Origin of the sequence: Clostridium neonatale (assembly GCF_900465025.1) — a bacterium.
GTDB lineage: Bacteria > Bacillota > Clostridia > Clostridiales > Clostridiaceae > Clostridium > Clostridium neonatale.
The window spans coordinates 241,590-262,197 of the sequence record NZ_UICR01000002.1; the positions used below are offsets into that span (position 1 = coordinate 241,590).

Annotated in this window: 18 protein-coding genes; 1 reads left to right on the forward strand and 17 read right to left on the reverse strand. The window is 29.9% G+C overall.

Annotated elements, in window-relative coordinates; translation table 11 throughout:
- Positions 1-20: 20 nt before the first annotated feature.
- The 16 genes from CNEONATNEC86_RS12685 to CNEONATNEC86_RS12760 all read right to left on the reverse strand — a co-directional run bounded on the left by CNEONATNEC86_RS12685 (position 21) and on the right by CNEONATNEC86_RS12760 (position 18,722).
- Positions 21-821 (reverse strand): class II aldolase/adducin family protein, encoded by an 801-nt coding sequence (locus tag CNEONATNEC86_RS12685; RefSeq protein ID WP_058295548.1) that lies wholly within the window; start codon positions 819-821, stop codon positions 21-23.
- A gap of 25 nt (positions 822-846) precedes the next feature.
- Entirely contained in the window at positions 847-1,269 is a 423-nt protein-coding gene (locus CNEONATNEC86_RS12690; RefSeq protein WP_058295549.1) for a EutP/PduV family microcompartment system protein, read from the reverse strand.
- A gap of 2 nt (positions 1,270-1,271) precedes the next feature.
- Positions 1,272-1,640, reverse strand: coding sequence for a BMC domain-containing protein (locus CNEONATNEC86_RS12695; protein WP_058295550.1), 369 nt, complete (start codon positions 1,638-1,640; stop codon positions 1,272-1,274).
- A 24-nt stretch (positions 1,641-1,664) separates the two neighbouring features.
- Entirely contained in the window at positions 1,665-2,456 is a 792-nt protein-coding gene (locus tag CNEONATNEC86_RS12700; protein ID WP_058295551.1) for a glycyl-radical enzyme activating protein, read from the reverse strand.
- A gap of 16 nt (positions 2,457-2,472) precedes the next feature.
- Positions 2,473-4,995, reverse strand: a complete 2,523-nt coding sequence (locus CNEONATNEC86_RS12705; RefSeq protein ID WP_159136129.1) for a glycyl radical protein — start codon at positions 4,993-4,995, stop codon at positions 2,473-2,475.
- A 13-nt stretch (positions 4,996-5,008) separates the two neighbouring features.
- A complete protein-coding gene (locus CNEONATNEC86_RS12710; RefSeq protein WP_058295553.1) occupies positions 5,009-5,770 on the reverse strand; it encodes a class II aldolase/adducin family protein in 762 nt (253 codons plus the stop codon).
- A 126-nt stretch (positions 5,771-5,896) separates the two neighbouring features.
- Positions 5,897-6,664: a Cof-type HAD-IIB family hydrolase gene (locus CNEONATNEC86_RS12715; RefSeq protein WP_125149856.1), complete on the reverse strand. Its 768-nt coding sequence runs from the start codon at positions 6,662-6,664 to the stop codon at positions 5,897-5,899.
- Between the two features lie 2 nt (positions 6,665-6,666).
- Positions 6,667-7,095: an RbsD/FucU family protein gene (locus tag CNEONATNEC86_RS12720; protein ID WP_058295555.1), complete on the reverse strand. Its 429-nt coding sequence runs from the start codon at positions 7,093-7,095 to the stop codon at positions 6,667-6,669.
- A gap of 103 nt (positions 7,096-7,198) precedes the next feature.
- Complete coding sequence (locus tag CNEONATNEC86_RS12725) at positions 7,199-8,290, reverse strand: ABC transporter substrate-binding protein (RefSeq protein ID WP_058295556.1); 1,092 nt, start codon at positions 8,288-8,290, stop codon at positions 7,199-7,201.
- Positions 8,291-8,304: 14 nt separating this feature from the next.
- Positions 8,305-9,330, reverse strand: a complete 1,026-nt coding sequence (locus CNEONATNEC86_RS12730; protein ID WP_338132747.1) for an ABC transporter permease — start codon at positions 9,328-9,330, stop codon at positions 8,305-8,307.
- A 12-nt stretch (positions 9,331-9,342) separates the two neighbouring features.
- On the reverse strand, positions 9,343-10,842 hold the full coding sequence (locus tag CNEONATNEC86_RS12735; protein WP_125149857.1) for a sugar ABC transporter ATP-binding protein: 1,500 nt from the start codon (positions 10,840-10,842) through the stop codon (positions 9,343-9,345).
- Between the two features lie 177 nt (positions 10,843-11,019).
- Positions 11,020-12,027 carry a substrate-binding domain-containing protein gene (locus CNEONATNEC86_RS12740; RefSeq protein ID WP_125149858.1) on the reverse strand — a complete coding sequence of 336 codons (1,008 nt, stop codon included), beginning with the start codon at positions 12,025-12,027 and terminating at the stop codon, positions 11,020-11,022.
- Entirely contained in the window at positions 12,017-13,813 is a 1,797-nt protein-coding gene (locus CNEONATNEC86_RS12745) for a cache domain-containing sensor histidine kinase (RefSeq protein ID WP_159136130.1), read from the reverse strand. Before CNEONATNEC86_RS12745 ends, CNEONATNEC86_RS12740 begins: the two co-directional genes overlap by 11 nt.
- Position 13,814: 1 nt before the next feature.
- Complete coding sequence (locus CNEONATNEC86_RS12750) at positions 13,815-15,434, reverse strand: response regulator (RefSeq protein WP_125149859.1); 1,620 nt, start codon at positions 15,432-15,434, stop codon at positions 13,815-13,817.
- A 141-nt stretch (positions 15,435-15,575) separates the two neighbouring features.
- Positions 15,576-17,774 carry a DNA topoisomerase III gene (locus CNEONATNEC86_RS12755; protein WP_159136131.1) on the reverse strand — a complete coding sequence of 733 codons (2,199 nt, stop codon included), beginning with the start codon at positions 17,772-17,774 and terminating at the stop codon, positions 15,576-15,578.
- Between the two features lie 228 nt (positions 17,775-18,002).
- Positions 18,003-18,722 (reverse strand): DUF434 domain-containing protein, encoded by a 720-nt coding sequence (locus CNEONATNEC86_RS12760; protein WP_159116474.1) that lies wholly within the window; start codon positions 18,720-18,722, stop codon positions 18,003-18,005.
- A gap of 181 nt (positions 18,723-18,903) precedes the next feature.
- Between CNEONATNEC86_RS12760 and CNEONATNEC86_RS12765 the strand changes: the two genes are divergently transcribed.
- Positions 18,904-19,143, forward strand: coding sequence for a hypothetical protein (locus tag CNEONATNEC86_RS12765; RefSeq protein WP_159116475.1), 240 nt, complete (start codon positions 18,904-18,906; stop codon positions 19,141-19,143).
- A 307-nt stretch (positions 19,144-19,450) separates the two neighbouring features.
- Here the strand turns inward: CNEONATNEC86_RS12765 and CNEONATNEC86_RS12770 are convergent, their stop codons facing one another.
- Entirely contained in the window at positions 19,451-20,590 is a 1,140-nt protein-coding gene (locus CNEONATNEC86_RS12770) for a PoNe immunity protein domain-containing protein (protein ID WP_159136132.1), read from the reverse strand.
- Positions 20,591-20,608 lie beyond the last annotated feature (18 nt).

The window sequence follows — 20,608 nt, forward strand, 5'->3', positions numbered from 1 at the left end:
TGTTTCCTCTTTTCTAAACTCTATCTAAGATTTAATTGATCCATTATTTTCTTTGTAATTTCAGTCACTAAGCCTTTATCAGATTCATTATGAGATTTACATGATCCACCACAAGTATGACAACTTGGCTTTCCTGATAATGTATTTGGACATAGATTTGCAGGATGCTTTCCTGTCATTCCAAATTGACGTCTTATTTCATATAATTTTTCAACTTGTTCCTCTGATAATTCCTGTGGACCTCCTAAGTGCTCAGAAATATATAGTAGATTAGCATAGAATTCTAAAGATTCCATCTTCATATAAGCTGCCTCTAATGAATCCGAGTAAGTTAATGCTCCATGATTTTCTAAAAGCACTGCATCAAAATATTGTAGATATTCAGATACTGCATCAGGAATTTCCTCAGTAGAAGGTGTTCCATATTTAGCTATTGGCACACATCCTAATGCAATTACAGCTTCTGGCATAATAGGTTGTGTTAAAGGTCTTCCTGCAATTGCAAATCCTGTTGCATACATTGGATGTGCATGCACTACTGATTTAACATCTGGCCTTTCTTTATATACTCTTAAATGCATTTTTATTTCTGATGAAGGCTTAAATCCCTTATTTGCAAATAATATGTTTCCATCTATATCAACCTTACAAATAAATTCTGGGGTCATAAAGCCTTTACTTATTCCTGTTGGTGTACATAAAAACTCATTTTCACTAATCTTAACAGAAATGTTTCCATCATTTGCTGCTACCATTCCGCGGTTATAAATACGTTTTCCAATTTCGCACATTTGTTTTTTTATTTCAAATTCATTCTGCATTTTTTTCCTCCTTATTTTTAATCAGCTATTTTAAATAACTAACCAGTTCATTAATTCCTTCTCCAGTAACGGAGCTTACTTTAAATATCTTTTTGCACCCAGCTAGTTCAAGCCATCTAACCGCTTGTTTAATCTTGGCATTTTCTTTATCTATTTGTGTTACAATTCCTATGACTTCTCTACTTGCCATGCTTACAATATTAGGTGCAAATAGTGTAAAAGGTTCTATTGCCGATGCCATAAGCGCGATTATATCTGCTTCATATGAATATATAGCAAGTGCTCCTCCAAGCATTTTTGTCTGTATATATTCTCCTGGAGTATCTATAATCCAGTCTGCATAGCTCACAGCCTGAGTCTTTTCATATCTACGCTTTTCACCACTTAATACTTGCTTTAATGTTGTCTTACCACATTCACTTCGTCCTATTAAAATTACTTTTTTCATACCTATGTCCTTGTAATATTGCAGATTGTAAAATTTAATGTTTCTTTGCAATATTCTGTTAATGCTTTTAATCCTGCATCAACTTCTGAAATTGTACCTGTTATAATTAATGTTCCACTGAATCTATCTATAAACCCTATCTCTATTCCTGCTGCTTTTAATGCAATATCTCCAGCAATAATTGATGTCTCTGCTGGACTCATTGTGACAATTCCAATTGCAGATTTTGTATAATCAATTTTAGGATCTAGTCCTAGTTTTTTATATAATACTTTATCTGGATTCGCAATTACATGTGCCAATGTAATTTGTTTACCCGGTACAATTTCTTGAATTATTCGCATTCTATCTTCTAAGGAGAATTGATCCATATTAAGCCTCCTTGTTATTTTGACTTAACCCCCAATTTTTCCATTTAGCCCTACATTGTTCACTATTTCAAGTAGCTCTTCCATCTTTTCTGGTGTAGGCGGTTCTATATCATCAAGTAAGTAATTTCTATCTAATCCTGTATACTTGTCCCTTCCAAGTCTATGATAAGGCAGTAAATGTAACTCTTTTACGTTATTTAATGTTTTTGAAAACTTCGCAATATCCAAAATATCTCTTTCTGAATCATTAAAGCCTGGAACTACAGGAACTCTAATGGTTAAATTGGACCCATATTCTGAAATCTTTCTAGCATTTTCCAATACTTTAGAATTATCTCTTCCTATATATTCTTTATGCTTTATTGGATTCATATGTTTTATATCCATTAATACATAATCTATTTCAGGCAAAAGTCTTTCTATTATACTGAAATCTGCTGCTGCTGTTGTCTCTATCGCCGTTGTTATTCCAACGTCTTTACATCCTTTTAGCAATCCATACGCAAAATCTGGTTGAAATAAACATTCTCCTCCTGAAAGAGTAACGCCACCACCGCTTCTTCTATAATATGGACGATCTTTTTCTATTTGCTTTATTACTTCTTCAACTGTAATATCTTCACCTATGCACTTTAATTTTCCATCCACTTTCATTTCTTGTATTGAGAATTCTTGTGACTCTGGATTACAACACCATCTACATCTAAAAAAACATCCTTTCAAAAATATAATGGTTCGTATTCCCGGTCCATCATGTACAGAAAACTTCTGTATATCAAATATTCTCCCTTTTGTTTTCAAGTAATCATTTTCCATATAATTATTTATTTCCTTAAAAACCAATTTGCTCTGTACGATTAATAATATCGTCTTGAAGTGATCTTGAAAGTGATGTAAATAAAGCACTATAGCCGGCTACTCTTACAACAAGAGTTTTATATTCTTCAGGATTTTTTTGTGCATCTAGTAATGTTTCTTTGCTTACTACATTAAATTGAATATGACTTCCCTTTTGGTCAAAATATCCTCTAATAAATGAAACAAAGTTTTCCAAGCCAGCTCGTCCACTCAATGCTGATGGATGAAACTTTTGATTAAATAAAGTTCCATTTGATGCAATTGAATGATCTAACTTTGATACAGAGTTTGCTGCTGCCGTAGGACCTTTGACATCCTTTCCTGCTGATGGTGAAACTCCATCTGCTATAGGTTTATGTGCAAGTCTTCCATCTGGAGTTGCGCCTGTTTGACCACCAAGTGGAACATTAGCTGATACAGGATACAATCCAGCTTGGTATTGACCTCCTCTTGGATTCTTATATTTTTCTAAAGGTTTTGTGTAGGTATATGCAACATCTCTTGCAAAACTATCAACTTCAGGAATATCATTTCCAAACTTAGGTATCTTATCAATTTCTTCTAGCAGTTTATCATACTTATTCTTCTTATCTTGAGGTATTCCTATACTATGTTCAACTATAGTTGCAATTTTAGATATTTGTTCTTCATTAACTTTAATTTTTTTATTTAATAATTCTCTTACTATGTCTTTTGTAATATGTTCTATTTTATTAATTGAAACATCTTTACCATAGTTATTACGTAGAGCTTCTCTATACTCTTCTAATGTTAATAAATGTTTATCAAAAACAAGTACCTTTATTGCATATAAGGAATCAGCCATATTTGCTATTCCAAATCCTTGTGGACCAGTAAAATTATATACTGCACCACCTTCTTGTACAGATTTTCCTTTCTTTATGCAATCTTCTATCATACAAGAAAGATATGGAAGCGGGCAACGATCTCTATGCGCCATATCTATAGAATTATCTGCATTGACTAATAATTCTATACAATAATTCATTTGTTTTTTATATGCATCGTAAAATTCATCAAAAGTTTTCATTTGACTAATATCACCTGTAGGTACTCCTACCAATTCACCATTATCCATGCCATTTTCAAATACTAATTCTAAAGGTCTACACATATTAAAGAATGCTGCATCATGCCATCCTTCTGTTTTTCCTGCTTTCTGAGGTTCAACACAACCAATAATGTTATATTCCCTAGCATCTTTTAAAGTTAATCCTCTATTAACTAGCGATGGTATAATAACTTCATCATTATAGTAAGCAGGTAGTCCTATTCCAGTCCTAGTTAACGTTGCTGCTTTAATAAGAAAATCCTGTGGTGTTTTGTTCCAGACTCTAACAGATAGTGAAGGCTGAGGTAACATTATATGTAATGATGCCTCTATGCACATATAAGACAGATCATTTGTAACATCTAAACCTTCTCCATCTTGACCTCCTGCAATCAAATTTTGAAAAAGACCATATCCTGCAAACCCCTCAGCTGAACCTGCATCTCTAACTTTATTAAGTTCATTTAGTTTCACCCAAATGCAATCAATAAGTTCTTGTGCTTCTTCTTTATTTATTGCTCCACTTTTTATATCCGCTTCATAATATGGATACATATATTGATCAAATCTTCCTGGTGATATAGAATGTCCACTTGATTCTATTTGAAGGAGCATCTGAACAAACCAAAAAGATTGACATGCTTCATAAAAATTTCTTGCACCTTTTTCAGGCACTCTATCACAATTTTTAGCTATTTTTTCAAGCTCTTTTTTTCTTTTTTGATCATTACATTTTTGTGCAAGTTCTTTTGCAAGAACCGCATATCTTTTTGCATAGTTGATTACTGCATTACAACTTAAAATAACAGCATTCAAAAAATGACTTTTACTAGCATAATTCATATCTGAAACATTACATCTTTCTAGTTCATCTTTCGCTTCTTTTATAATACCTTCATAACCTATTTCTAAAATTTTGTCATAGCATACCGTTACATGTCCAACACCATTATAGTAATAATTTCCTGGTGTAAAAATATTATGCTCAATTGCTTTTATTGCTTCTGGAGCCATATATGATGTAGCAAGCTCGCTTGTAGTTTTGCCTTTCCAATATCTGTAGATATTTTTTAAAGTTTCTTTAGTTTCTTCTGAAATATAAAATGGATCAGCAGCTCTTTTTTCGATGGTATCAAACTCATCTTCAAGCCAGGAAAACGAAAACTCTGGAAAGACTTGACATCCTCTTGGTGATTTTGTAGAACTTCCTACTATAAGCTCATTATCTCTAATTACTATTGGTATATTTTCTAATATATTTGCAAATGCTTCTGCACGTCTTGTAATAATTGGTTTTCCTTCAGTTTTTAAATAAGAGTCTGTAATTAATACTGCTCTATCAGATTCAATTTCAGGCATTTTTTCAAATAGTGCATTTACTAGCTTGTCTATTCGTGGGCTTTTGGGAATACTATAATTATCCATGTTTTCCTCCTCCCTATTTTAGGTTTAATTGTTCCATCACCTTCTTTGTAATTTCTGCAATTATATCTTTATTAACTTCTTCACTTTCTACATGTTTATTTAATATTGCTTCACCTGGATGTCTTCCTGTTAATCCATAAGATTCACGCATGTTGCAAAGTTTTCTTACTTCATCTTGTGGTAATTCATTAGGACCTCCAAGTTGTCTTGATATATATAGTAATTGTGCATAAAATTCTACCGATTCCATCTTATGATATGCTCCTAGTAATGAATCTCCATAAGTTAATGCACCATGATTTTCTAATAATACTGCATCATAATTTTGTAGATACTTAGATACTGCATCTGGTATTTCCATTGTTGATGGAGTTCCATATGCCGCTATTGGAACTTCTCCTAATGCAATTACTGCTTCTGGCATAATTGGTTGATTAAGAGGTATTCCTGCAATTGCAAATCCTGTTGCATACATTGGATGTGCATGTACTACTGATTTTACATCTGGCCTTTCTTGATAAACACGCATATGCATCTTTATTTCAGATGATGGCTTAAATTTTCCATTTCCTTGAATTAGATTTCCCTCTTTATCAACTTTACATATATAATCTGGTGTCATAAATCCTTTGCTTACACCTGTTGGAGTACATAAGTACTCATTGTCACTAATTTTCACAGAAATGTTTCCATCATTTGCTGCGACCATTCCTTTATCATAGATCCTTTTCCCTATCTCACAAATTTGTTTTTTTATTTCATACTCTGATATCATATTGTTTCCTCCTTAAATCTTGTACATTTTATGTTTAAACTTCTAGCTTGTATCTTTTATTTTGTCGTTTTTATTTGTTTTATTTCTGTTTAATTGGATTATATCACTATAAAACAAGTAAATCAACTAAAACTTTATATATTTTTGTATTGTTTTTGTTGGATTCTCTGTTGTTTCGTTAGATATGTTTATAATTTCCTTACTTCCATGAATCATAGCACAGCTATAATCCGCTATTAATAGCATCTCCTTATCATTATCCTGATCTCCAAATGCCATTATTTCATCTTCTTCACTTAAAAAAGACTTTTTAATCTGCTTCACTGCCATTCCTTTATTTACTCCTTTGCCTGTAAAGTCAAGCCATTCTTCTCCATAATAGGATATATTGAAATCTTTGAAATATTCTATTATCCAAGGCTTATCAATAATTTGTCTATTCTTTTTGTATACAGAAATTCTTAATGGATCTTCTGGCAGATCATCAGCATATTTTATCTTCATAACATTTCCTTTTACTCGATTTAGATATCTTAAATATGATTGATTTTTTGATGTGGTATACAATGTATAAACTCCGGATATTAAGCAATCATATCCATTTTGTTCTAATTTATTTACAAGATTTACGGTCTTATCTTTTTCTATGCACTTTTTATTTAATATCCTTCCACGGTAAGTAATTAGCGCACCATTTTCGCAAATTAAAAATATAGAATCTTTTGTTTTTTTCATAAATTTGCTTAATTCCTTGTATGAACGTCCGCTTGCAATTGCAAAATAAATATTTTTCTCTACTAATTTTTTAATTGTATATATTGTTTGTTCATCAACTTCTTGTACTCCATGTGGCAATAATGTTCTATCAAGATCACTTACCACCAATTTAATCATGTTTAAACTACACCTTTTGTTAATAAGATGTTTGCATAAACAGCCTTTTCACCTGTAGCAATAACTGCGTAAGCTTTTTTCGCACGCTCATAAAATTCAAATCTTTCTATATATTCTACATTTGGTCTATTATCATGATGTTTATCTAAAATAGAGTTATATTCATCCCAAATAACTGGAACAATAGTATCTCCTTTAACCACTTCCATTAATCCAAATGGTGCTTCACTATATTTAATATCAAGTGGAAATAATTCTAAAATTGCATCTAATAATTCTGGAACCCCATGACCATCTGATCTTACTACTTTTTTGCCACATGTTTCTGAAGGGAAATTTCCATCAGCAATCACTATAGTATCTCCATGTCCCATTTCCATAAGAGTTTTTACTAGTTCTGGTGATAATATTTTAGGAATTTTATTTAACATTATTATTTCTCCTTTCAAAAAGGCTTGTCACTTTTGAAGTGACAAGCTCAGAACATAATATATTTATTTTATGTTTGATTCATATTAAATTAAACACAATTTATTAGTCATATAAGTTTGGTGCAATATTTTTGTCATCCATGTTTTTAGCTGTATACCATTGACATCCTGTATCAACATCGGAAACTGACTCACCTTTTGCTGCTTTAACAGCTAATTCAACAGTGTTACGTCCTATAGAAAGAGGATCTTGTGTTACTGCACCTGCTAATGTACCATCTTTTACTGCACCTTTTATTAATGCACCAGAATCAAAAGCAACACCAATAACATCTTTATTAAGCTTATTTAAATTTGCATTTGCATTTACTAAAGCTTCACCAGTAAATTGATTTGAAGCATAAATACATATTGTATCTGGTTTATTTAATAAATTGATACCATCAGTTGTAGCTTGTTCAGCATTTACTGTTGCTGGTACTGCTACGTCAATTATCACATCTGGATTAGAAACTTTATTCATCCATTTATCATGTCCTTCTATGGAAACTACCTTACCATCTGCTTCTATTAAAGTTTTTATCTTATCAATGAATCCAGATCCACGATTTACTATAGATTCAGATGTTGCATCTTGGTTCATTACACCTATTCTTACTGTTGAAGTAGCACTTGCAATCTTTTCTTTAACTAGCGGATAAGTATTTTCTGCTGCTAATTCACCTGCTTTATAGTTATCTGTAGATGCATTTGCAAAAACTGCACCTTCTGGAGCACCTGGTACACCAGAATCAAATCCTATTATTGGAATTCCAGCATCTTTAGCAGATTGAATACTTTCTAAACATGCTTCAGTACTTAAAGCTGCAAGTCCAATTGCATCCGGTTTTAAATTAATAGCATTATTTAGCATTTGTACTTGATCTGCAATATCTGATTCTGTATTTGGTCCTACAAATTCAATTTTTGCACCAAGTTCAGCCGCCTTCTCATCAGCACCTTGTTTAACTGCTTGCCAGAATTGATGTTGGAATCCTTTAGATACTAAATATACATACAATTCACCATCTGCTGACTCCTCTGTTGCTTTCTCAGGTGCTGCTGATGAATCTTGTGCTGGTTTTGAACCACATCCAATCATCATAGACCCAAGTATTGCTGTACAAAGCATTAATCCTAATAATTTTTTTTTCATAAACCTTACCTCTCTTATCTTTTATTTTTTTTTCTTCTATTAATAACATCCGCAAATACGGCTGCAATTAAAACAAAACCTGTAATAAATTGTTGGTAATGTGGTTGCAATCCGATTAAAGGTAGGCCTGTCTTTAATACTGACATAATAAATACACCTATTAAAGTACCTGCTATTGTTCCATATCCACCACTCATAGAAGTACCGCCGATTACTACACCTGCTATAGCATCTAATTCAAATCCTGCACCACCGCCAGGTAGCATTACAGAATAAGTAGCAGCATATGCAACACCAGCTATTCCTGCAAAAGTACCTGAAATTACATAAGCTAAAGTTTCCCATTTGACGACGTTTACACCAGAAAGTCTAGTTGCTTCTTTGTTACTTCCAAGTGATAAAATATAACGTCCTGGTTTTGTTTTAGTTAAAATTATTGACATTACAATAGCTAAAACAACTAGTAAAATGAAACCTGTTGGAATAATCAGTGAGTCTTGTCCACTTCCTATAGTCATTTTAAATATCTTACGATACCATCCATCTGCTGAAGCTGCTTGTGGCCATGTTACACTTTGAGCCTTTGTAAATATAGAGCCTAAACCTTTTGAAATCATCATTGTACCTAATGATGCTATAAATGGTGGAAGTCCCATAATTGATACCATTAAACCATTACATAACCCAAAGAACATGCCTATCAAAATACCAATAATTAAACATAACCAAATTGGAAATCCACTATTAACAGCAAGTGATCCAGCTATTAATGATGAACATACTAATACAGTACCTATTGAAAGGTCTATTCCTCCGGTTATAATAACAAACGTAACACCTATTGCCATAAATCCAATATAATATGAAGCATCAAATATACTTACTAAAGTTGTGAACTGACGAAATGCTGGACTCATTAAAGAAAAGAATATAAATAGCGCTATCAGTGCTAGAATTGCAATCAATCTTTGAGTTCCAATTGCCTTTACAAATTTATTATTTAATATTGATTTTTTTAGTGAATTTTCTTTCTTTTCCACGTTTTTATCCTCCTAGAATTGATTTCTTAATGTTGCTGCATTCATAATAGATTCTTGTGTAGCTTCTTCAATTGGTAATTCTCCTGTTTTTCTTCCTTCATTCATAACAATTATTCTATCACTCATTCTAAGAATTTCTGTTAATTCAGAAGAAATCATAATAATTGATTTACCTTGAGCTACGAGTTCATTCATTAAAGTATATATTTCGCTCTTTGCACCAACATCAATACCTCTTGTCGGCTCATCAAAAATTAATATATCGCAGTCTTTTATAAGCCACTTTGCAATAACAACTTTTTGTTGATTCCCACCAGATAATGTAACAACAGGAGTTTCTACTGATGCCGTTTTAGTTTTTAATTTTTCTGCATAATCTTTAGCTACGTCTTTTTCTTTTTTCTTATTTATAAATATCCCATTTACAAACTTATCTAATGATGACATTGTAGAATTCTCAGTCACTGTTTTATCAAGAACTATTCCATATCGCTTACGATCTTCTGATAAATATCCTATTCCTGAATTAACTGCATCCATCGGGCATTTGATTTCTACTTTTTTACCATTTACATAAATAGTTCCACTATCTATCTTATCTGCTCCAAATATTGCTCTTGCTGTCTCAGTTCTTCCTGATCCCATTAATCCTGAAAAACCTATGATTTCACCCTTTTTTAATTCAAAGCTAACATTCCTTACACTTTTGCCAACATTTAAATTTTCTACTTTTAAAACTACAGGTGCATCTTTTGGTACATTACTCTTTTCTTTAGGATCTTCATAAATTGTTCTTCCAACCATCATGCTTATTATTTCTTCTTTCGTAGAATCTTTTGTTATAATTGTACCTACATATTCTCCATCACGCATTACAGTAACTCTATCAGTAATTACATTAATTTCATCCATCCTATGAGAAATATAAATAATTCCAATATCTCTAGATCTTAAATCTCTAATTATTTTAAATAACTCTTCGATTTCAGATTCTGTTAATGCAGCAGTAGGTTCATCGAAAACGATTACCTCAGCATCTTGCGAAATTGCCTTAGCAATCTCGCACATTTGCTGCCTGCCAACTGTAAGATTACCCATAGTTTCACTAGGATCGATATCAATATGTAGTTTATCAAACAACTTTTTAACTTCCTGATTCATTTGGTTATCATTGATAAACTTACCATTCATCATTTCTCGCCCTATAAAAATATTTTGAGCTACTGTTAAGTGATTCATCATATTTAATTCTTGATGTACGATAATAATCCCAGCTTCTTGTGCTTCTTTTGGACTAGAGAACTCAACCTCTTTTCCTTTATAAATTATCTCTCCACTATCCTTACTATAAATACCAGTAAGAACCTTCATTAATGTTGATTTTCCTGCTCCGTTTTCACCCATAAGTGCATGTACTTCGCCTTTTTTAAGCTCCAAACTTGCTGCCTTAAGGGCATGTACTCCAATAAAAGATTTATCAATATCTTTCATTGTTAATATAGTCTCCCCCACAGTATCACCTTCCATTTCTTATTTGCATTTCTGTTTGGTATGTTTAAAGTATAGCACCATTTTTATCTTTATTTAATTGAATATATTACAAAAAACAGTTAAAATAATACTATTTTTTATTTGTTTTTATTCTTATTCACTTTTAAATAAGGTATAATATCACACAAACAAAACAAATCAATCATTTTGTATCTCTCTAAATTGACGCCCTATAAAGGGAAATAGAATCTTTTGATTTTCTTCAGTATACATATCCTCTTTTGTAATTAGTTTTGATCCACAATCCAAATATTTAATATAATTTTCACCTTTTATTATCTTAGCTGCTTGTTCAACTCCAAAATATCCCATATTAAAAGGCTTTTGTATTACAATTCCATTAAGAACGCCTTCTTCCAATAGTTTTACTTCTTCTAAAGAATTATCAAATCCCATTATTCCAATCTTTTTTTCTAATCCAAGTTCTTTAACAGCTTTTGCTGCTCCCATGCATGAATATTCATTTAAAGCTGCAATCATATTAATATCCTGATGTTCCTTTATAATTTCTTTAGTCAAGTCATAAGCCTTATCATATTTAGATTCGCAATACACCACTTCTATGATTTTATCTTCATATATTCCAAGTCCATCTCTAAATCCATTTTCTCTTTGAAGTGCTGTCGATGCCCCTTTAACATGGCTAACTATGGCTATTTTTGTATCATTATTTATGAAGTTTCTCATGTAATTCCCCATTTTTTGCCCTGCAATAAAATTTCCTGTTGAGACAACACTATCTGCAATATCAGAATTAATTTCAGAATCAATTAACACTAGTTTTATGCCTTTACTCTTTATCTTCTCTGCCATAGGTGTTGTTTCTGTGTAATTTGATGCCGAAAGCAAAATAGCCTGTGGTTTTTTTTCAATAGCTTTTTCTATTAGTTGATTTTGCTCTTCATAATCAGATTCATCTTTTGGAGCCCATATAGTTAAATTAACGTTATATTCTTTTGCTGCCATCTTTGCTCCTGAAAGTAACGCCATCCAAAATTCATTATTTTCATCAATACTTTTAGAAATATATATCATATTTAATGGTTTTCTATTATCAATGGTTTTAACAGAAAATAATATTATGAAAATTGCTAGTATAACTAATGCAATGACTCCTCTTTCTAATATCTCTTTCTTACTCTTCATAAACACTTTTCCCCTTTTTCGGAATTTTTATTTTTACAGTGGTTCCCTTTAGAGGTTCACTTTCATAAACTAGTCCATATTCCTTTCCATAGCTTAACTGTAATCTCATTTGTACATTATTAACTCCTACACCATTAGATTTATCATTTTTCTTTTTAGAATCAAATATACTATCAAGCTGATCTTTATTCATACCAATTCCATTGTCTTTAACTAAAATTTCAACATCGTTATCATAATCATATCCTTCAATTAATATCATCCCTTTACCTTCTTTATATTTAATTCCATGATATATAGCGTTTTCAACCATTGGTTGTAATACTAGCTTAATTATGTCAACATAATATATACTTTTTTGAACATCTATCTTAAATTCAAGCTTATCTTTATACCTCATTTTTTCAATTGTTAAATAACTTTTTACATAATCTATTTCTTTTTCTATAGTAGTAATTTCTTCTTCATTGCTTATACTTTGCCTTAATAATTTTGCAAGAGATGATGTCATAACTACAACTTCTTTTGTTTTATTCCCTTCAGCCATCCATATTATAGAATCTAACGTATTATAGAGAAAATGGGGATTGATTTGAGATTGCAAAGCCTTCAATTCACTTTTTCTTTTTTGCTTCTGCTCCTGTATATTTTGTTCCATTAATTTTTTGATTTCGGCTATCATAATATTAAAAGAATTACTTAAGCTCCATATCTCATTCTTATTAAAAACTTCTATATTTACATTTTCAAAATTCCCCTTTTCAACTTCTTTCATAGAATCTCTTAAAACTTGTAAAGGTTTAGTTATTTCTTTAGAAATAACTATCGAAATCAACATAGCTAATCCTAAAATAACACTTGTAATAATCCCATACACAGCCTTCATTTCTTTATCATTTTTTATTAGTTCATCCATATACGCAACACCAACAACTGTCCATCCAGTTTTGGGAGATTTGCTAAATGTATATACACAGCTATCTCCTTTTACATCTGTAACAAAATAATTTTCCTCACTACTCATGATTTTTTCTATCTTTTCACTCATAAGTCCACTGTATATAAGCTGCTGCTTAGGATGATATATAATATTTCCATTCTCATCTATAATAAATACATATCCCTTTTTTCCCAAACTATTTTTTTCACATAAATCACTTATTGCATTATAATTTAGGTCAATAAAAAAAACGCCTTCTTGTTCATTAGTATAAGGATTTATCAATGTTCTACATAATGTAATAACCCATTTATAATTATCCTTAATTACATTTTGAACATGTGAAGACGAAACAAAAGTATCTCCATTTCTTAAAACAGCATTTTTATACCACCCATTATCTTCTAAAGATACAAATTCTGAAAGCTTATCTTTACCATCATTTATAATATATTTATCATTCTTATCAATAATTGCAATATTGCATATATCTTCTCTAGTTTCTCTTACAGTTTCGAATAGTTCTAAAATTCTTTTGTTATTTATTTCATAATTTACACTTGAATCATCATCAAACAAGTAAGATTGTACTGCACTATTTTTTGCAACCAATGTAGAAATGTTATCCATGGATACAATATACGAATCTATATCATTATTTATTTGCTTAATAATTTTTGTAGTATAATCTACTGAGTTATTTCTTGCTATCTTTTCCGTATAGTTTAAAGATATAAAGCTGATTAATAATAACGCACTTATAATCAGTGTTGAAAATAGTAATAATATAGATGTTCTAATATTCAAATACTGAAAAACTTGTAATGTTTTCATTTTTCTTTTCATGTTATTTTTTCCTCACTTCCTTTACATATTCTTTTGGGCTTTTTCCAGTTGCTTTTTTAAAAGCTATACTAAAGTAATGAGGATCTCTAAAACCTACTTTTTCTGAAATTTCATAATTTTTTAGGCTTGTGTTTTCTAATAACTCTTTTGCTTTTTGCATTCTAGTCCTCATTAGCACTTCCATAAAAGTATCTCCTGTATAATTTTTAAATATTGTGCTAAAATGGCTAATACTGACGCAAACATATGAACATATCACATTTAAATTCAAATCAAAATCACCATAATGTTTTTCAATATAATCAAGTGCTAACATAGCTTGTTTATTTCCATCAGAGTCTCTTTGCTTATACATTTCATCACATGACATATAACAAAATTCCTTTAATATTAACATAGCTTCTCTTAATGATCTTGATTCTGTTATTCTAGTTATAACTTCTTCTTTCTTTCTATATATAAAATCATCTGTCAAATTATATGTTCTTAATAAATCGCAAGCTTGTGAAACGATTTCAAATAAATACAAGCATATTTTATTTTTTCTTATGTAAGCATTTTTTAATAACTCTTGTATTTCTATAATTTTTTCTTCTATTTGTTTTTTCTCATTTAATTTAATTCCCAAAATCACCTTATCAATTACGTTATCTAAATTCACTGAACCATTTAATTTATTCTTTAATTTTTCTCTATCAAAAATTTGATTTTCATCCCACAAATACCTATATAAAAGTAGCTGTTCTGCATCTTTATAAGACTTATGTAAATCCGATAATGAATAAACAATTTCTCCTACACTTATCGTAATCGTTAACTTTAATACTTTGAAAACTTCTTCTTGAATTTCTTTAAATATAAGATTAATTTTATCCTCAAATTCTCTCGAATGGTTTGTCCATAGTAAAATTAATCCTTTATTATTATCTCCTTTACATACTTCTCCAGCATTATACTTTTTTATTATCTCATCACTTATGTTATATATTACAAAAGATTTCATTTCACCTTTTTTGATTTTATCTTCATTTGCATTATATAAATCAGAATAGATATCGATTTCAATAATTGCAACTCTATATTCTAGATAATCCATTTGAAGCCCATATTCTTCAATTTCTTTACGACTTTCCTCTTCTATTTCATTTCCCATAATGAGCTTTTCTATGATTTTAGATTGTATCAAAATTCTATTTTTAAAATAACTTTTATTAAGTTTATCAAATTCTGCTTCAACTTCTCTTTTCTTATCTAGATTTTTCTTTAAGTTACCTAGTATTTCAGAAAGTTCATATGCAGTAACAGGTTTTGAAAGATATTCTGATACACCATATTTAATTGCCTTTTTTGCATATTCAAATTCATTATAACCACTAAAAATAATAACATTAATTGGTAAATGATTTTCATAAATATATTTGCTTAAATCAATACCATCTATAAATGGCATGCAAATATCTGTAATAACCACATCAACTTTATTTTTTTTAATATACTCTATTGCTTCTTTGCCATTTTCACATACTGACAATAATTCATATCCAAGTTCATTCCAGTGAATATTCTCAGCAATTGCCTCTCTAACTAAAACCTCATCATCTACTAACAATAACTTATACATAAATACCTCCTAAGGTCTGTATTAATAATTTGTTATTCTTATAATACATTTCATATAAATAGGTGTCAATTCGCAAAAGGCAAATTTTATGAAAAAAACTTCATCACTAATTTAAAATTAATGATAAAGTTTTTACGTTTATTATTTATCAAAGTTCATATTTTGGAGTAAAGCTGCAAATGGATTATCACTCATAGATTCTTTTTCTGCTTCCTTTTGCATCTTCTTCATGTACTTTTGTACATCTCTCTTATCTACTTTTCCTGATTTATCAAATCTCTTTTTAAATACAGATGCCTTTTCTCTAAAGTTACAATTTGAACCTGGGCATACGTAAATTGCACCTTCTCCCTGTCCTCTAAGCTCAAGTTTTTTCTTACATTCAGGACATCTTGCATTAGTTGTTCTTGATACACTTTCTCTATATCCACATTCTCTGTCTTGACAAACATTCATTACTCCATTTTTACCTTTAACTTCTAATAAATATTTCCCACACTGAGGACATTTCTTTCCTGTCTTATTATCATGAACAAATCTATGACTATCACCTTTTACATCTTCAACAAGAGCAATTGTGTAGTTTCTCATTTCTCTAACAAATTCATGGCCTTTTTCTTTTCCCTTGCTTATTTCATCAAGTCTCTTTTCCCATTTTGCAGTAAGAAGTGGTGATTTTAACTCATTTGGAACTAATTCAATAAGCTGTTTCCCTTTTGATGTAGGTACTATTTCTTTGCCTCTTTTTTCAATAACAAAAGAACTATATAGCTTTTCTATAATGTCAGCACGAGTTGCAACTGTTCCAAGTCCACCTGTCTCATTTAATGTTTTTGCTGCATCTTTTCCTACACTTATATACTTTTGTGGATTTTCCATTGCAGATAAAAGTGTACCTTCATTAAATCTTGCCGGTGGCTTTGTTTGAGATTTCTTTGAGTTTACTGAATTTAATGATATCTTATCACCTTTATTCATTACTGGTAATATTTGATCCTTTAAATCTTCTGAAGAATCTTCTTCTACAAGCTCTTTATCATAAACTTTTTTAAAGCCTTTACTTTTTATAACTTTACCTTTAGCGATAAATCTTTCACCATTTGCATTTAATTCAATTGTAGTTTGAATATATTCAAAAGGTGGAAGCATAACACTTAAAAATCTCTTTACTACTAAATCATAAACCTTTCTTTCTTCTGAACTTAAACTCGAAAGATTAGGTCTTTCTTCTGTTGGAATTATTGCATGGTGATCGCTTACCTTTGAATCATCTACAAAACTTTTATTTCCAGTTATTTTAGTTTTAAGTAATTCCTGTGCTACTAATCTATATTCACCTGTAGCAACTGCATTCAATCTTTCAGGAATTGTTGCTACAATATCACGAGTTACGTATCTTGAATCAGTTCTTGGATAAGTTAAAATCTTGTAATTTTCATATAATCTCTGCATAATTGATAAAGTCTGCTTAGCAGAAAAACCAAAAAGCCTGTTACAATCTCTTTGAAGTTCCGTTAAATCATAAAGCGCTGGAGAATATTGTTTCTTTTCTTTTGAATCTACATTAACTACTTCAGCATTAGCTTTATTACATTTCCCTATGACTTTCTTTGCAAATTCTTCATCAAAAATTCTTCCATTATTATCTTTGTTAACCCAATTGAAAGTAACATTGTTCCCCTTACCTTCTATTGTGTAATAATCCTTTGGTATAAAGTTTTTAATTTCTTCTTCTCTTTGTACAATCATAGCTAATGTTGGTGATTGAACACGACCTGCTGATAATTGTGCATTATATTTACATGTAAGTGCTCTTGTTACATTAAGACCAACAACCCAGTCAGCCTCAGCTCTACACTGTGCTGCCTCATAAAGATTTCTGTAAGCATCCCCTGGTTTTAAATTATTGAATCCTTCTATTATTGCTTTGCTTGTTTGCGAAGAAATCCATAATCTTTTAAGTGGCTTTTTAACTCCTGCTTTTTCAATTATCCATCTAGCAACTAGCTCCCCCTCACGTCCTGAATCTGTTGCTATTATGATTTCACTTACATCATCTCTAAGCATTTGCTTTTTAACTTCATAAAATTGCTTTGATGATTTCTTTATTACACTTAGCTTCATATACTTTGGAAGCATTGGTAAAGTGTCCATGCTCCAATTTTTATATTTTACATCGTAACCTTCTGGTGATTGTAGTTCAACTAAATGGCCAAGCGCCCATGTTACAATGTATTTATTGTTTTCTATATAACTTCCTTTATTGTTATTTACTTTCAATACCTTTGCTATTTCTCTTCCTACTGAAGGTTTTTCTGCAAGTATCAGTGATTTTCCCATATTACGTTTCCTTTCATGGCTGTAACTAAATCATTCTAAATTTAGTTTTATACTTCATTATTTTTCTATGAATCTACTTTATTATACCATATAAAACAAAGCTAATGTTCAGTTCATTAAAACATCAGCTTTAATTCTATTTCATTGTAACTCTAAATTATAAAAAAGTAGTATCATCTTTTTCATATATTATCATTATAATCAAGTATCGCTGTATTAAAATACATATTAATCTACTTTGCTAAAATCTAAACATGTGCATTTTTCGATGTTCTCTTCAATAATCTTTGCAGCAACATTAATCCATCCATTACATTTTTCCATAATTATAGAATCACTGCTAATAACATTTTTCAGCTTTTCTAAAACCACATCTGCATTATTTACAAGTTCAACTTCTACATCATATTCATATTTATCTAACAATTCTAATATTCTGATTTTTAATCTGCCTGAATTTGATACAGGTGAATCAAGATAAAACACAACTTTCTTAATTTTAAGCTTCTGTAAGTATTCTCCTATTAAATTAATTGCTCTATCTGTTTTATCAATTAACTTATATGTACCTCGAAGTCCAGCTAAATCTCTTATTGTACCATCCATACATTTTATTAATGTTGAATTTGATAGCGCAACTTCTAATGTAATTATTAAATTAAATCCATCAACATATACAGTTTGGTTTTCCTCTAAATTTGTTATTTCTTTTTCTTTTCTAAGCTTTAATTCCTCTTTTGAACATGTTGTTCTTACCAAACTTAACCTTTGCCTTTCAGAAAGTAAATAGTGATTTCCAACAAAGGTTGAAACTTTTTTCAAGTGATATCCTCTATTTAAAAATATATAAATATCCTTTTGTGCTTCTTTTAATTTTATAAGTGATTCTTCATTGAATTCATTAGCATCAGTGGTTACATATCCTCTTTTAACGATTTTTTTATCCATATTCATATCCTTTCATATATTTAAATGTTATATTCTATACAAATATAGTTTATATATTGAATATTTTAACCATGTACTACACATAATTATTATATTATTATTTTGTAACAAATGATACAGACTTTTAGCAGTGACTTAATGTATAATACATAATATATTCTAACTTAAAGGAGGCTCAACTATGAGTTGTGGTTGTGGAACAGATAAAAAAGATGGAAAAGCGATTGTAGATAGAGTAAGAGAAAAAGGAAAAGCAGATATGAATTTATCTACTCCTCATATAATTACTTGTTCATGTGGAAAAGAATTTAAAATGAATACATTTGTAGATACATGTCCAAATTGTAAAATGACATATGGAGTTACTCCATGTTCTCAAGGTGATAAGGAAAATATAAAACCTGCTGGAATTAATTATTAATATAAATAAAGAGATATATAGCTTATATGTTAAGTTATATATCTCTTTATGCTTAAACGGAAGCTGCTAAGTACATTCCTCCAAAGATAAATACTGAAGTTATCACTAATACCAATATAAATTGCAATATGCTCATTTTTTTAGAAATACTAATCTCATCTTCATCTATTCCAAGATCTTCTATTCCTGATAATACATAATCTGCATATTCTGAATTTCTATCAATATACCATTTTATTATACTTAAAATCTAAACCTAGTACACTCTTTCCTAGTTTAAAACATCTTTTCCTCTTAAAATTATATATTATACATTCAAAATTTTTACTTCATATAAATTATCTATCTCTACTGTTTTAGGTACATACATATAGTAATCTTGATCATTTCCCAAATCTAATCTAATTAATTTTACTTGTTGCTTTCCCCATAAATTCTTTATTGTTTCTATATAGTCTTCTAATTCTTCTTTATAATCCAATTGTAAAATATGTCCTTCATCTACTAACATATTTACAATAATAAATCCTAATAAATTTTTTGTAGCATTTTCTTTTATATAATCTGAAACATCAAACCATATCTCTTGTAATTTATATTTTTCCCAAAACTCATTATCTTTAAGTTTATTATAATCTTCTATAATGCAATTTACCTGCTTTCTAAATTTATTTGGGATAATCTGTTCTAATTCATGATTATTACTGATATATTCTTCTATCTGCTCTTTCTCATTTTCCTCTATAATATTTAACTTATTAATATTAAATTTCATTTCATTTTTATAATGAGCTAAATCATATGGATAATGAATATTATCTTTTAAATTGCTATCATCTAGTTCAAGCATTTTAGCTAAAGCAGCTGTTTCAAAACTCCAAAAAACAAGATAACCAGGTTCCTTATGTGCATTTCTCCATTCATAATCATAATGTCCTTTAAACCACTCGTCATTCATATATTTTACCAATCTTTTTGAAGCTTCTTCCCTATCTTCAAATGATAATTTTACTATTTCAACTACTTTTTTATAAGGATTTTCTTTTTCAAAGCATATCTCTTCAGAATCTGAATTATCCAAATATCCATCCAATAATAATTGTAATACAAAATCCTTAATAGACTCTCTTTTTACACATTCTTCAACCTTTCTCATAAGATCTTTAGGAACTTCTAGTAAAATTCCTATTCCTACAATCCATAAGAGATATAGATACCCAATTTTCTTTTCTTTTATATTTATCAAAGCTTCTACAGCCTCATTCCAAATATCATCAAACTCTTCAAGTAAATCACCTCTAGAATACATTGCGCGTATCTTATCAATGCATTTTACAACAATGCTTTTATATTTATTATCAAGAACTTCTAAATTGCTTATTGGATATCTCCTCACTCCATTTAGTATATCATTTTTAATTTCCAAAATATCTTTATTATTTCTCAAAATTCTTTTATATCACAA

What these genes read in the sequence shown, in the direction of transcription:
- CNEONATNEC86_RS12690 (WP_058295549.1), bottom strand. Translation starts at nt 1,269, where the DNA reads ATGAAAAAAGTAATTTTAATAGGACGAAGTGAATGTGGTAAGACAACA.
- CNEONATNEC86_RS12695 (WP_058295550.1), bottom strand. Translation starts at nt 1,640, where the DNA reads ATGGATCAATTCTCCTTAGAAGATAGAATGCGAATAATTCAAGAAATT.
- CNEONATNEC86_RS12740 (WP_125149858.1), bottom strand. Translation starts at nt 12,027, where the DNA reads ATGAAGAGTAAGAAAGAGATATTAGAAAGAGGAGTCATTGCATTAGTT.
- CNEONATNEC86_RS12715 (WP_125149856.1), bottom strand. Translation starts at nt 6,664, where the DNA reads ATGATTAAATTGGTGGTAAGTGATCTTGATAGAACATTATTGCCACAT.
- CNEONATNEC86_RS12710 (WP_058295553.1), bottom strand. Translation starts at nt 5,770, where the DNA reads ATGATATCAGAGTATGAAATAAAAAAACAAATTTGTGAGATAGGGAAA.
- CNEONATNEC86_RS12745 (WP_159136130.1), bottom strand. Translation starts at nt 13,813, where the DNA reads ATGAAAAGAAAAATGAAAACATTACAAGTTTTTCAGTATTTGAATATT.
- CNEONATNEC86_RS12720 (WP_058295555.1), bottom strand. Translation starts at nt 7,095, where the DNA reads ATGTTAAATAAAATTCCTAAAATATTATCACCAGAACTAGTAAAAACT.
- CNEONATNEC86_RS12750 (WP_125149859.1), bottom strand. Translation starts at nt 15,434, where the DNA reads ATGTATAAGTTATTGTTAGTAGATGATGAGGTTTTAGTTAGAGAGGCA.
- CNEONATNEC86_RS12760 (WP_159116474.1), bottom strand. Translation starts at nt 18,722, where the DNA reads ATGGATAAAAAAATCGTTAAAAGAGGATATGTAACCACTGATGCTAAT.
- CNEONATNEC86_RS12700 (WP_058295551.1), bottom strand. Translation starts at nt 2,456, where the DNA reads ATGGAAAATGATTACTTGAAAACAAAAGGGAGAATATTTGATATACAG.
- CNEONATNEC86_RS12705 (WP_159136129.1), bottom strand. Translation starts at nt 4,995, where the DNA reads ATGGATAATTATAGTATTCCCAAAAGCCCACGAATAGACAAGCTAGTA.
- CNEONATNEC86_RS12725 (WP_058295556.1), bottom strand. Translation starts at nt 8,290, where the DNA reads ATGAAAAAAAAATTATTAGGATTAATGCTTTGTACAGCAATACTTGGG.
- CNEONATNEC86_RS12755 (WP_159136131.1), bottom strand. Translation starts at nt 17,774, where the DNA reads ATGGGAAAATCACTGATACTTGCAGAAAAACCTTCAGTAGGAAGAGAA.
- CNEONATNEC86_RS12765 (WP_159116475.1), top strand. Translation starts at nt 18,904, where the DNA reads ATGAGTTGTGGTTGTGGAACAGATAAAAAAGATGGAAAAGCGATTGTA.
- CNEONATNEC86_RS12685 (WP_058295548.1), bottom strand. Translation starts at nt 821, where the DNA reads ATGCAGAATGAATTTGAAATAAAAAAACAAATGTGCGAAATTGGAAAA.